The sequence below is a fragment of the Bradyrhizobium sp. CCGUVB1N3 genome, from assembly GCF_024199925.1.
GTDB lineage: Bacteria > Pseudomonadota > Alphaproteobacteria > Rhizobiales > Xanthobacteraceae > Bradyrhizobium.
On record NZ_JANADR010000001.1, the window covers coordinates 569,917 to 583,921 of the forward strand.

Sequence of the window (14,005 nt, forward strand, 5' to 3'; positions counted from 1 at the left end):
GTCACTGAAATTATCGTGTCTCACTTCAGGGGTGCAGTCCATTGGTGTCGAACGTCAGCTGGTTGTTGTTGGTAATGTTGGCGTTGCCGGCCGTTGACGAGGCGGTGAACAGCAGCTGTTGGTTGTTGGTGAGGGTAGCGCTGCCGGCCGTGGCGTTGGTGTCGAACGTCAACTGATGGTTGTTGGTGATAACAGCGCTGCCGGCCGTGGAGTTGGAGCTATAGACCAGTGTGGCGTTGTTCGTGATCAGCCTCGACGCAACGCTGTCAAGAATGGTCAGCGTGCCGGCGCTGACCGTGGTGGCGCCGGTGTAGGTATTGGCGCTCTGGAGGATGAGCGTGCCGGCACCGAGCTTTTCCAGCGTGCCGCTGCCGCTGATGACCCCGCCAAAGTTGACCGTGTCCGAGCGGTCGAAAATGAGCGCTGCGTTGTCGGTGATATCCCCGGCCACCGAACCGCTGGTGCCGCCATTGCCGAACTGCAACGTGCCACCATTGATCGTGGTGCCCCCGGTGTAGGTGTTCGCGCCGGACAGCGTCAGCGTGCCAGTGCCGATCTTCACCAGTGATCCGCCGGTCGCGCCCGCCGCGGAGCACGTCGGGCTCGTGCCGCAGTCGCTGATCACGCCGCTCACTTCCGTGCTCAGATTGTTGCCGCCGACGGTGAGCTCGCGTGCGCCCAGAAAGAAATTGCCGGCGCCCGCAATCGAGCCGGCGCTGAGCTTGCCGTCCCCCGCAGGCCCCGTCGACGCGGAAAAATCGACGGTGCCGGCCGTGTTGATGATGGCAGCGTTGCCCGCCGTGCTCGTGCCGGAGAAGCTCAGGTAGCTGTTGCTCGTGTTGTTTGTGATGGTCGCATTGCCGGCCGTGCTGGCGGCGGAAAAACCCACGGAACCGTTGTTGGCGATGGCGGCGCTGCCGGCCGTGCTCGTGTTCTTGAAATACACGAACATGTTGTTGGTGATGGTGGCGCTGCCGGCCGAGCTCGTGTCGTTGAAGAGCAGCCGTCCCCCATTTTCGCCGTTGTAATTGATGGTGATGGTGGCGCTGCCGGCCGTGCTGGAATTGTAGAAATTCACGTCACCATAGCTGGTGATGGTCGCGGACCCCGCCGTGCTGGTGTTGTAGAAATTCACGGCACTGTAGGGATTGTTGTTGTTGATGGTGGCGCCGCCGGCCGTGCTGGCGTTGAGGAAATTGACGCCGCCGTCGATGACGTTGATGGTGGCGCTGCCGCCGTTGATGACGATGCCCGCGCCGTTGAAATTCAGCAACTGGCCGCTGGTGAAGGTGTAATTTCCCGCCCCGGCATTGAACGTCCAGCCGCCGACGTTCGTCGTGTTGGCTTCGTCGTTGCCGGGAAGTGACAGGCTGGTGGTGTTCGAGGCGCCGAAGGAGGCGGTGCCCGTCGGCACCGTGCCGGTGCTCCAACTGGTGTCGAAGTCATAGCGATTGCTGTTGGGAGACGCGAGCCAGGTCGCGTCCTGCGCACGAGCCGGCGTCGCCGGCAGCGACCAGGCCAAGGCCAGCGCCGACGACGTCAGCAGCGCGGCCCGCAGCCGGCGGGGCGCTGTGAGGCGTTCTCGTCCCGGCCTTAGGGCTCCGCCCAGCGCGCGGACGTGCCGCCTACCACGCATAACGCACCGTGCCCTTGCCGGCGTAGGAGCGCGTTACGTTGGAGAACTCGCCCTCGAAGCTTGCCGCCGCCGACCAGCCGTTCAGCCATTTCATCTCAGCGGAGGCGGTGGTGAGGGCGGAGTCGCTGGCGGCCCGCGCGCCGTTGACGACGAAGCTTGCACCGGGGAGGGCCTGGAAGGTCGCGGCGACGGAGTGATCCGGATTGAAGTCGTGCGCCCAGGCTGCGCGGCCGCGCAGGGTGAGAACGCCATTCGCCATGGCAAACGATTTGTCGGTGCGGAGGCCGAGCTCGCTACGTGGATCGGTGACGCTCTTGGCGCCGTAGGCGAGGGCGAAGGCATTGCTGCCCGAGACGACGGACTCTGCATAGCCGGGCAGGTTGAACGTCGTGAACTGGCCCGCGGCATAGGGCGTCACGCCGATGCCGCCGATCCACGGCGCAACGAAGCGATAGCCGCCTTCGATACGGCCGCTCCACGCATTGGCATTGAACTCGGCGCGCAGGCGATCGACGCCGGCGAGCGTCACCGTGCGATCGGTGGTGACGTCCTGCCAGCCATAGGCCAGCGCGGCGGAGATGTAGCTCGGGCCGTTGGCGTGGCGGAGATAGGCGCCGGCCTGGAACAGGTCGGAGCGGCCGGTGCCGCCGCCCGTCACGGAGAAGCTGGTGCCGCCGCCGGCGAGCGCGAAGCCGGCCAGCGTCTGCGGTGAGAAAGCGTATTCTGCGCCGGCGGCGGTGCCGAACAGGCGGCTGGTCGTGCTGTTCGATCCCTGCGCGGTGCTGCCATCCGTTGTCTGCGATCCGGCGAAGCCGGAAGCCCACACGTTCCAGCGCTGCTCAAAGGTTGGCGCCTTGGCCAGCATCGCAAAGGCGTCGCGCGCAGCACCCGCCGGCGCGCTGTCCGCATAGGCCGGCGGAGCGGAGCCGCCGGTGTCGCGGCCCGCGCCGGAGGGATCGGTGAGCAGGCCCATGAACTGGCCCATCGCCTGGAACGTGGTCCCTTGCGACCCCGCCGCCGTCTCGCCGGAGGCCTGCGTCAGGCCGGCCGCGGTCAGCCCGCTATAGACCAGCGAGATGCCGCCGTTGGTATTGAACGAGTTGATGATGGCATTGCCGACACTTTGCTGGTTGCCGCTCAGCCCGCTGCCTGACGGCGCAACGAAGTTCAGAACGAGGTTCAGATAGGCATGCGTGCCGTCGTAGCTCACCGTACTGTGGAAGTTCGACGGCAGGTTGGTCTGGACGACCGAACCGAATGTGCCGTTGATGCTGCCAGCGGTCAGGATGGTGTATTGCTTGTTGACGTAGCTGCCATTGGCATAGACCGCCTGGAGCGTCGATCCGCCCAGCGTCGCCGTGCCCGAGACGTTGGCGTAGCTCGACGTCGCCGGATTGATCTGCACCATGTAGAAGGCACCGGATTGCAGCGCGAGGCTGCCCGCGACGGTCAGCGACGAGTTGGCGGTGCCGTTGCCGGCCAGGAGCGTGCCGCCGGCGTTGACGGTCGTGGTGCCCACGGTGCCGCCGCCGCCCAGGGTTGCGCCGCTGTTGACGGTGACGCTGCTCGACGCTGCGATCGATCCGTTCACGACGAGCGCACCGCCATCGACAATGGTCGCGCCGGTGTAGGTGTTGACGCCCGAGAGCGTCAGTGTGCCGGTACCGACCTTGATCAGCGACGTTCCGGTCGCACTCCCGTCGCCGGTGAGCACGCCGGTCACTTCAGTCGACAGATTGCTGCTGCCGACCGTCAGTTCAATGCTATTGAGGTCGAAGCGTCCGTTGCCGGCGATCGAGCCGGCGGTGAGTTTGCCGTCGCTGCTCGGGCCGGGGGTCCAAAAGTTGATCACGGCGGTGGACGCGGTGTTGATGAGCTGCGCGTTGTCTGGCGTCGAATTGCCGTCGAACAGCACATTGCCGCTGTTGATGATGATCGCGTTGCCGGCCGTGGAGTTGCCGTAGAACGCCAATTGCGCGTTGTTGGTGATGGTCGTGCTGCCGGCCGTGGTATCGAGGAACACCAGCTTGCCGTCGGCAATCGTCACGCCGGAAAATGTGTCTGCGCCGGTCAAGGTCAGCGTGCCGGCGCCGGACTTGGTCAACCCGCCGCCGCTGAGACCCTGGCTGACGGTGAAATTGTTGGCTGCATCCGCAATGTCGAACGTGCCGCCTGCGGCGCTCCAGTTGATGGTGCGTGCGGTGGTGTTGAAGGTCGTGCCCGTGATTTGCAAGGCGCCGCCCTTGAAGGTCAGACTGCCCGCGAGGTCGCCGAGATTGGCTTCGGACGCGACGCTGACAGTGCCGCCGGCGAAGGTGGTGCCGCCGGTATAGGTGTTGGTGCCCGTGAGCGTCAGCGTGCCGGTGCCGGTCTTCACCAGCGACCCGCCCGTGGCGCCGCTATAGCCGCCGTCGGCGATCACGCCGCTGACGGTGGTCGACAGATTGTTGCTGCCAACCGTCAGCTCGATGGCGCCGAGATAGAAGGTGCCGTCGCCGGCGATCGAGCCGGCGCTGAGCTTGTTGTCGCCGTTCGGGCCGGAGCTGCCGGAGAAATCGAAGAAGGTGTTGGCCCCGTTGTTGATCAACTGCGCATTGCCGGCGGTAGCATTGTCCCGGAACCAGGTCATTCCGTTGGGGTTGATGGGGCCGCCGGTATTGTTGGTGATGACGGCGTTGCCGGCGGTGCTGGTGCCGGTGAATGACAGATTGTAGGTGTTGTTGATGGTTGCGCTGCCGGCCGTGCTGGCGCTGTTGAACGACGCCGCAAAGTTGTTGGTGATGGTTGCGCTGGCCGCAGTGCTCGAGTTCCCGAAGTTCAAGCTGCCATTGTTGGTGATGGCAGCGCTTCCGGCCGTGCTGTTTTGACGGAAGTCGATTGAGTTGGTGCTGGTGATGACGGCATTGCCGGCGGTGCTCGACCCGCCGAAAGAAAGCGATCCGTCGTTGTTGATGGTTGCGGTGCCGGCTGTGCTGGTGTTGAGAAAATACGCGTAGCCCAAGTTGTTGACGGTGATGGTCGCGCTGCCAGCCGTGCTGGTGTTGCGGAAAGACAATTGGCCGTTGGCCGTGATGGTGGCGCTGCCGGCCGAACTCGCATCGTAGAAACCTATGAAAGTATAGCTGCTGCCGCCGCCGATGATGGCGTTCGCGGCCGTGCTCGAGTCCTGGAAGATGACCTGGCCGGTGCTGGAATTGGTGATGGTGGCACTGCCGGCCGAGCTCGTGCCGTAGAAGTATGTCAAGCCGTCGTTGTTGATGGTCGCGTGACCGGCCGTGCTGTTGTCGTAGAACGCCGTCGTTCTGTTGTTGGCGTTATTGATGGTTGCGCTCGCTGCCGTGCTGGCGTCGCGGAAATAGAACGTGCCGTAGATGTCGTTGCTGAGGTTCGCGGTTCCGGCCGAGCTTATGTTGTGAAAGGTCACGGCGTAGGTGGTATCGGTGGTACTGTTGATGATCGTGGCGCTTCCGGCCGTGCTCTGGTCGTAGAAGTCGATGGTGCCGTGTCCCGTGCTGGTGATCGTGGCGCTGCCGGCGCTGCTTGTGTTGCGGAAGATCACGGCCCCTTCGTTGGAGATGCTGGTGACGCCGCTGGTGTTGGCGTTGACGACGTCGAACGTGCCGCTGGCGCCAACGGTAACGGTCCCCAGAATCGTGCCGACGCTGGCGGCCGTGCCGAGCTGTAACGTGCCGCCATTGATCGTGGTGCCACCGGTGTAGGTGTTCGCGCCGGACAGCGTCAGCGTGCCGGTGCCGATCTTGACCAGCGAGCCGCCGGTGCCGGCGATGACGCCGCTCACCTCGGTCGAGGAATTGTTGGAGCCGACGGTCAGCTCATTGGCGCCGAGCAGGTACAAGCCCGCGCCCGCGATCGAGCCGGCGCTGATCTTGTTGTCGCCGTTGAGGCCCGCGGTCTGGCTGAAGTCGACCAAGGCGTTGGCATTGTTGACGATCGCCGCAGCGCCGGCCGTGCTGTTGTCCTGAAAGGTGACGCTACCATTGACGGTGATGGTTGCGGTGCCGGCCGTGCTGTAGTCCTGGAAGGTGATGCCGCCATTGTTGGTGATGGTGGCGCTGCCGGCGGTGCTGTAGTCATAGAAAAAGAGGAGGTTGGTGTTGGTGATGGCTGCGTTGCCCGCAGTGCTGTTGCCGTAAAAGATCGTCGTGCTGCCGTTGTTGTTTGTAATGGTTGCGTTGCCGGCCGTGCTGCTGTCGCCGAATTGAAGAAGGGAGCTGTTGTTGTTGATTGTCGCCCCGCCGGCCGTGCTGGTGTTCTGGAAAGCCAGCGAGGAGTTGTTCGTGATGGTGGCGCTGCCGCCGTTGATGGTGATGCCGGCGCCCGTGAAGTTCAGCGAGTTGCTGACGTTAAAGGTGTAGTTCGAGGCGCCGGCATTGAAGGTCCAGCCGCCGACGCTGGCGCTCGAAATCACCAGGCTGGTGGTATCAGAGGCGCCGAAGGTGGCCGTGCCCACCGGCACGAAGCCGCCGCTCCAGTTGGAGCCGGTGTTATAGTCGTTGCTGCTGGGAGAGGTGAGCCAGGTGCCATCCGACGCGCCGCGGGAGGGCGTGGCCGGCAGCATCCAGGCCAAAACCAGCGCCGACGACGTCAACAGCGCGGCCCGCAGCCGGCGGGTCGCTTTGAAACAATCTTTCCCCGTCTTCACCACATCCCCCAAACCGCACGAACCGCGAGTCCTCGACGGGATTCATCGCATTGGGGCCGCAGGGGTGTCCTGATAAGGGGGCGGTCAGTTTCTGAAAGTTTCTGATATTTCCGTTTCAGAGAAACTTTTCGGGCTTTTTCGACACAGTTCCTCTATATGAGCCGGCCAGAGAAAGGCTGGGGGGATCAATTGCTTCGTTTCGCCGGCTTCGGGCTGGATCAACAGCGCGGGGAGCTGCGGGGGCCGGATGGCGTTGCGATCAAGCTCCGGCCAAAGACCTTCGAGATGCTCCGCCTGTTCGCCACCAGCGGCGGCCGGGTGCTCAGCAAGCAGGAGCTGATGGAGGCGGTTTGGCCGAACGTCCATGTCGGCGAGGACAACCTCTTCCAATGCATCCGCGAGCTTCGCGGCGCGCTCGGCGACGAGCGGCGGCAGCTGATCAAGCTCGCCTCCGGCGGCGGCTATCTGCTGACGGCGGAGGTTGAGGCCGAGGCGGAGGTGACGGCGGAGGCCGAGGCGCCTCCATTCGCCCAGGCCGTGGACGCACGGCCTGCTGCGCCGGCCGAAGGTGTCCCGCTACAGGCGAGGTCGCACCGCTCCATCTTCGCCTTCAGCCGACGGGCCATGGTCGCCGCAGTTGCCGTGACAGGTGTGATCGCGGGGCTTGCAGTGGCCGCGCCGGTGCTGAAGCCGGACCTCCTGTTCCGGCGAACGCCGCCGCGCATCGCCGTGATGCCGATCGTTGACGCCAGCAACGATTCGCGCGGCCCGGCGATGGCGGAGGAGGTCACCGGCCGCCTCACGGACGGCTTTGCGAAGATCCAGAACATCAGCGTGGTTGCGCCACGATCGCCAGCGTTGGCGGGTGTCGAAAGCACCAGTGCGCGGGCTGCATCACCCGACTACGAGATACGCGGCGAGTTGCAGCATAGCGATCAGTCCTGGACGCTGCGGGCGCGCATGATCAAGACAGCCACCGGCGAGGTTCAGTCGGTGGTCGCGGCTTCGGCCAACGCGGATGAGGCGGACGCGCAGCTTGCGCAGTCCCGGCTTGTCGCGGGCGCCGGTCATGTGCTTGCGCGCCGCCTCAACGAAATGCTGGAGCCCAGCGCGTCTTCGCCCTCAAGCCGCGGGCAATCCGCGGGCGGCGACAGGGTCGCCGTCGAGCAGGCGCTCGCCTCGATCAACCAGACGACGCGCGAGCGTTTCGGCGCGGCGCAGACCATGCTGCAGAAGGCGCTTACCGACGATCCTGACAATGTCGATCTTGCCGTCGCGCTCGCCTCGTTGCAGATGCGCGGCATCCAGATGGTCTGGTTCAGCCCGGAGGAGGCTGTTACGGTCGAGGCGAAGGCCAATGCGACGCTCGAGCGCGCATTGCGGGCAAAGCCGAATTCCATTCCGGTGCTCGAGGCCTATTGCCGGTTTCTCAGCGCGACCAACCATTTCGTGGAAAGTCTCGTCACCTGCGCCAAGGCCTTGAGCTTCGATCCGTGGAACGGGTCTGCGCTCTATCTGATCGGCTTAGGCCAGATCTATCTCGGCCGCTTCGACGATGCGCTCACGACATTCCGGCAAGCCGATCGTTACGATACGCCGCCGGCCTCGCGCTGGACCTGGCTGCTCGGCGCAGGCATGGCGAATGTCTTGATGGGACGTGACGAGGAAGCGCTGCCGTGGCTGCAACGCTCGATCGCCATCACGCCGGCGACCGGCCGCTCGCACCTGCTGCTCGCGGCCGCGTACCAGAGATTGGGCCGGTTCGAGGAGGCAAAGGCGGCGATCGCGGAGGGACTGCGCTTGCGGCCCGGCACGACCAGGCTCAACGTCTCGCCGCCGATGAAGAACGCAAGTCCGGTGAATATCGCAGCCTGGGAGCGCGTCGTTCAGGCCGAGGTCGACGCAGGATTGCCGGAGCAGTGAGGGCGGCGGCGATCAGGCTCGCCGGGAGCGACGCCGCCTACCACGCATAACGCACGACGCCCTTGCCGGCGTAGGAGCGGGTGACGTTGGAGAATTCGCCTTCGAACGTCGTTGCGGCCGACCAGCCGTTCAGCCATTTCTTCTCGGCCGATGCCGTGACCAGTGCGGAGTCGCTGGCCAGTGCCGCACCGTTCACGACAAAGCTCGCGCCGGGCAGGCTCTGGAAGGTCGCGGTGGCCGCGCGGTCCGGATTGAAATCATGCGCCCAGGCGAGGCGGCCGCGCAGCGTGAAGATGCCGCCGTCGGCCGCGAATGCGCGGTCCGCGCGCAGGCCGAGCTCGCTGCGTGTATCGGTGACGCTCTTGCTCCCATAGGCGAGCGCGAATGTGTTGGCACCGGAGACGACCTGCTCCGCGTAGGCCGGAAGATCGAAGGTGGTGAACTGGCCGGCGGCGTAGGGCGTCAGGCCGACGCTTTGCGTGACGAAACGATAGCCGCCCTCGAGCCGGCCGCTCCAGGCATTGGCATTGAACTGGGCGCGCAGGTGATCGACACCGGCGATGGTGACGGTGCGATCGGTGGTGATGTCCTGCCAGCCATAGGCCAGCGCGGCCGAGATATAGGCAGGGCCAATGGTGTGGCGGACAAAGGCGCCGGCCTGGAACAGGTCCGAGCGGCCGTAGCCGAGCCCGTTTACGCTGAAATTGGTGCCGCCACCGGCGAGTGCAAAGCCCGCCACCGTGTTCGGCGAGAACCGATAGTCGGCGCCGACCGCGGTGCCGTAGAGGCTGCTGCTTGTGTTATTCGATCCCGCCGCGACATTACCACTGGTGGTTTGCGATCCGCCAAAGGCGGAGGCCCAGACGCTCCAGCGCTGTTCGAAGGAGGGCGCCACGGGCGCCTTAGCCGACATCGCGGCATAGGCGTCACGCTCGCTCCGGCTGCGGCCGCTCGAGGCATAGGCGATGCGCTCATCCGCGAAAGCCGACGGGCCTGTGCCGCCTGCCGGATCGCCGCGGCCGGCAAGAGACGGATCCATCATCGCGCCCATGAACTGGCTCATGGCGTTGAACGTGCCTTGCTGCGTCCCCGTCGCGCTCTCGCCTGTGGCCTGCGACAACGCTGTGGTGAGGCTGCTTCCGGTCAGTCCGAACAGGGACAAAAAGCTCGACGGCAGCGAGCCGCCATTGTTGAAGATCGTGTTGATCTGGTTGGCGACCGCCTGCTGGTTGGCGTTCAGATTGCTGCCGCCGCCGAGCGACGCGCTGACGGTCATGGAGACGGTGTACGGGCTGTAGCTCAGGGTTTCCGAGAAATTCGGATTGGTGCCGGTCACGCCGCTGAAGGTGCCGACGATGCTCCACGCCTGCAGAATCTCGTAGGTGGTCCTGGTGGTGTAGGTGCCGGATCCGAAGCTCGCGAGCACGGTGCCGCCCAGGGTCGCCGTGCCCTGCACATTGGCGATGCTCGCAGTCGTCGGGTTGATTGCAACCTGATAGGTCGAACCCGCTTGCATCACGAGATTGCCGCTGACGGTGAGCGTGCTGCCGGTTACGCCGGGCGTGCCGGGAGCGAGCACACCGCCGTTGGCGACGGTGACGTCGCCGACCGTGCCCGCGCCGGTCAGCGTGCCGCCGGTGACGGTGGTCGCACTCCCGGCGATCGAGCCCTCGACATCGAGAACGCCGCCGGCCACCGTCGTTGCTCCGGTATAGGCATTGAAGCCCGTCAGCACAGTGGTGCCGCTCAGATTGGTCAGCGAGCCGGCGCCGTAGATCGGCGTGGAGAACACATAGTTGTCCGAGGTGTGATTGAACACGATGCTGCCGTTGCCGTCACCGAACTGGATGAGGGACGCCGTGACATATCCCGGCGCGGTGGCTGCGCTGCCTGCGGCCGAACCGATGTTGATCGTACCGGTCGAGCCGGCATTGGTTGCGACATAGAGACCGCTATAGCCGTAACCCGCCATCACCGTGCCGCCATCGGACAAGGTCAGGACACCGGTGCCGGTCGAGCCGTAGGTGTTCGGATAGGTGCTTCCGATCGAGATGTTGCCGTCCGCCCTGAGCAGCGAGTTAGTGCCCGTTACGCTGACGGTGGCGGTGCCGTTGACGCCGATGAAGATCACGCCGCTGCCGTTCGAATCGCAGCACTGGTAATATTGAGCGTAGAACGTGCCGCCGTTCGAGATGTTCAGCGTCGTCACCGAACCGGCAGCAGCCGACAGGCTGACCTGGAAGCCGGTCGTGAACGTTGAGCCTGCCCCGTCCACGGTGATGGTCGTGGTGGTCCCGCTGGCTAACCCGGTATTCACGTTCGAGTAGGTCTGGATCGTGCCCCCGTTGGTCACCGAGATGACGGCGTTCGCGCCTGTGGCGGTCGCGACGTTGAGATCGTGGTAATACAAGTCGAAGATCGATCCGGAGCCGTCCACGGACAGGGTGCCGGTGTTCGACGCGGTCGTCGCGATGTAGCTGTAATTGCCGGAATAGACGAGGGCGCCGTTGGAGATGACCAGGCTGCCGTCGATCTGGACGCCGGAATAGTAAAATGGAGCTGTCGTCGGGTCTGAGACAGTGACGGTGGTCCCCGCCGGGATAACCGTTTGGGCGGCCGCAGGGGCGACAGCAAACATCGCGGCGGCAAGGACGGCGGCGCCGCCGAGCCTGGACAATCGTGAATTCAGAATGCGCATCGTCCCACTTCGCTTTCGGGCGAGGGGCCTGACCCACCGCTCGCGTCACCTCCGAAGGGACGCGTCGGCGCGCCACAATTGTGCGACGTCGATTCCCCTCCCGTCAGGCAGTCTCATGCCGTCGAACCGAAGTCCTGAAGGCGCGCTCGGAAGTTTCTGAAATTTTGCTGAAAGCTGCTGTTTGGGGTGGGTTTGGTGCGGAAAAGCCACATTTTGTCACGCCGCCGTTGTTTCAGAATGTTTCGCAGGGCAGGCCACGGCCACCCCGTGGGGCGGTTGGCGTCTACGCGTGTTGACGTCTCAAGCCGGGGAAGAAGCGGTATTCCCATGACATTGCGGAGTTATGCTGCTATCCGTCGTCCGGCTTGCCACCGCGCATAAGAAAATTGTCGTGTCGTGTTTCATTTTGCTGACTTTGAACTCGATCCGCAGCGCGCCGAGCTGCGTGGACGCAATGGCGAAACGATCAGGCTCCGGCCGAAATCATTCGACATGCTGGAGCTGCTTGCGACCAACGCCGGGCGGGTGCTGTCCAAGCAGGAGCTGATCGAGGCGCTCTGGCCCGACGTCCATGTCAGCGACGATAGCCTGTTTCAATGCATCCGCGAGATCCGTGCCGCCCTTGGCGATGAGAAGCGTGAGCTGATCCGACTGGTCTCGGGACGTGGCTATCTCTTCGATGTCGCAGTCTCGCGCGCTTCGGATGCCATTCCCGTCAGCGATCCCGTGGCGCCGGAGGCGCCGCCGCCGGCCATTGTGCCGGACGTTGCGGCTCAGCCCCCCACCATTCGGTCGCGCTTTGCCATGCGCGGTCCGGCGGCGTTCGCCGTCGCCGCCGCCCTGGTCACCCTTGTGGGGCTCGCCACCGCCGCGCCGATCCTCGCGCCCCGGTTCATCTTCACGCCAAAGCCTCCGGTCATCTCCGTGACGCCGATCGCTGCCGCCAGCGGCGACGCCGAGCAGGTCGCGATGGCGGCCGAAGTGACCGGCCGCCTCACCAACGGGCTCGCGAAGATCGATGGAATTCGCGTGGTGGCCCCGCAGTCAACCGCTCCGGCTGCACCGCAGGTGACGTCAGCCGTTTCCGCCGATCTGGTGGTGAGCGGCGAAGTGCAGAAGACGACCGGCGGATGGGAGGTGAGGGCGCGCATGATCGCCTCTGCCACGGGCGAAGTGCGCTGGGCAGGAACGGCGGTGGTCGCAGACGAGGGAGGGCCGGCGCTTCAGCAAATGCGGCTCGCAGCGGGCATCGGCCATCCCCTCGCGCTTCGCATCAACGCCCTCGTCAGTGGTGCCGCCCCGAGCGGCCGTGATGCCGAGCTTGCCGCCGGCCGCGCCAGGGTGGCGATCGAGCAGGCCAGCGCGGTGATCAACCAGACCTCGCACGAGCGCTTCAGCGCTGCGCAGGCGATGCTGGAGAAGGCGTTGGCGGCGGATCCCGACAATGTCGACATCGAGGTTGCGCTGGCGAGCCATCTGATGCGCGGCATTCAGTCGGTGTGGTACGACCCGGCGGATGTTGCTGCAACGGAGAGCCGCGCGCGTGCGATGCTCGAACACGCCCTGCGCGCGAAGGCCGGCTACGTGCCTGTGCTCGAAGCCTATTGCCGCTTCCTGACGGCGACCAACAGCCTCTCTGAAAGCCTTGTCGCCTGCGCGCGAGCGTTGAGCTTCGATCCCTGGCACGGAACGGCGCTGTATAATCTCGGTCTGACGCAAATGCTGCAGGGCCGCTTCGACGATGCTTTGTCGACCTTCAGGCAGGCCGACGACTACGGTACGCCGCAGGTCTCGCGATGGACCTGGCTGCTCGGCACGGGACTCGTCTACGCCCTGACGGAACGCTACGCCGAAGCATTGCCATGGCTTGAACGATCACTTGCGATCACAGCGGGTACCGGGCGCAGCCAGATGCTGCTGGCAGCGGTCTATTACAAGCTCGGCCGCTATGAAGAGGCGAAGGCGGAGATGGTGAGGGGACTGGCGCTGCGGCCCGGTTCGAGTACCGTCAACATCGCGCTGCCGACCAAGAATGCCAGCCAGGCCTTTATTGCCGGGATGGATAGGCTGCTCGGAATCCAGGTCGAGATCGGATTGCCGACGCGCTAAAGCCTGGATTGCTTCGCTTCGCTCGCAATGATGGAGAAGCTACCGCCACCGCCGGTGCAGCCAGAGCCACTGCTCCGGATATTCGCGGACCCAGCCTTCCACCACGTTCGTGATCGCCTGTGTCGTGCCCTGGACGTCGATCTTGCCGTCTGCATCGCGCACCGGCGCGATCTCCTCGGTCAGCTCGGCGCGGAAGCGATAGCCGGGCAGGCGGATGATGCGCACGCCGTGGATGGGGCATTCGACCTGGCGCAGGAGCCGCGCCAGCATCGGATTGGCGCGGGTCTTGCGGCCGAAGAAGGTGACCTCGACGCCGCCGGTCAGATACTGATCGACCAACATGGCGACGTGCTGGCCGTTCCTGAGCGCTTCGCCAAGCCGAAACGGCGCGTCGCGCCCTGCAGGGATCAGCGTGCCCATGTTGACCTGGCGCATCTCCTGGATGATGCGGTCGGCCGAGGCGATGTTCGGGCGGCGATAGAGGATCGCAGCGTCAAGGCCGTGAGCGACGGCGGCGAGCGCCGGTAGCTCCCACATGGCAAGATGTGAGGTGAAGATCAGCGCCGGCTTGCCATCATCCCTGATCTGGTCGAACAGCTCGATTGTCCGCGGCGGCAGCTCGATGCGGCTGTTCTCCGGGTGGGCGCGATCATAGTCCCAGACACGATCGATATGGGCGAACTCGGCGCCGTAGCGACCGAGACTGTCCCACACGCCCATCAGGATTGTTTCGATCTCCTCGGGCGATTTCTCCGGGAAAGCCGCCGACAGATTGGCGCGCGCGATCCTGTGCTCGCGCAGGCGAGGGCCGATCAGGCGGGTGACGCGGGAAAAGAAGTTCGAGGTCTTGAGCGGATCGAAATAGCGCGTGGTGCGCAGCATGCCGACGGTAGCGGCGCCGATCAGGCTCCCGCTGATCGATTTCGCAGCCTCCCGCGCCCGGGCCTTCGTGCTCGCAGGAAGCAGCGACATGCGT

6 protein-coding genes are annotated in these 14,005 nt (G+C 65.0%); 2 read left to right on the plus strand and 4 right to left on the minus strand.

Annotation, left to right across the window (positions count from 1 at the left end; all coding sequences use genetic code 11):
* Positions 1 to 25: 25 nt before the first annotated feature.
* Both NLM33_RS02575 and NLM33_RS02580 read right to left on the minus strand, forming a co-directional pair.
* Positions 26 to 1,522: an autotransporter-associated beta strand repeat-containing protein gene (locus NLM33_RS02575; protein ID WP_254094388.1), complete on the minus strand. Its 1,497-nt coding sequence runs from the start codon at positions 1,520 to 1,522 to the stop codon at positions 26 to 28.
* A gap of 103 nt (positions 1,523 to 1,625) precedes the next feature.
* On the minus strand, positions 1,626 to 6,299 hold the full coding sequence (locus NLM33_RS02580) for an S-layer family protein (RefSeq protein WP_254094390.1): 4,674 nt from the start codon (positions 6,297 to 6,299) through the stop codon (positions 1,626 to 1,628).
* Positions 6,300 to 6,488: 189 nt separating this feature from the next.
* Between NLM33_RS02580 and NLM33_RS02585 the strand changes: the two genes are divergently transcribed.
* Positions 6,489 to 8,222: a winged helix-turn-helix domain-containing protein gene (locus tag NLM33_RS02585; RefSeq protein ID WP_254094392.1), complete on the plus strand. Its 1,734-nt coding sequence runs from the start codon at positions 6,489 to 6,491 to the stop codon at positions 8,220 to 8,222.
* A gap of 37 nt (positions 8,223 to 8,259) precedes the next feature.
* Here the strand turns inward: NLM33_RS02585 and NLM33_RS02590 are convergent, their stop codons facing one another.
* Entirely contained in the window at positions 8,260 to 10,920 is a 2,661-nt protein-coding gene (locus NLM33_RS02590; RefSeq protein WP_254094394.1) for an autotransporter domain-containing protein, read from the minus strand.
* Between the two features lie 396 nt (positions 10,921 to 11,316).
* On the opposite strand from NLM33_RS02590, the gene NLM33_RS02595 reads away from it, so the two are divergent.
* Positions 11,317 to 13,029, plus strand: a complete 1,713-nt coding sequence (locus NLM33_RS02595; RefSeq protein WP_254094396.1) for a winged helix-turn-helix domain-containing protein — start codon at positions 11,317 to 11,319, stop codon at positions 13,027 to 13,029.
* 39 nt (positions 13,030 to 13,068) lie between these two features.
* On the opposite strand, the gene NLM33_RS02600 is transcribed toward NLM33_RS02595, so the two are convergent.
* Positions 13,069 to 14,001: a lipid A biosynthesis lauroyl acyltransferase gene (locus NLM33_RS02600; protein ID WP_254094398.1), complete on the minus strand. Its 933-nt coding sequence runs from the start codon at positions 13,999 to 14,001 to the stop codon at positions 13,069 to 13,071.
* Positions 14,002 to 14,005: the final 4 nt, after the last annotated feature.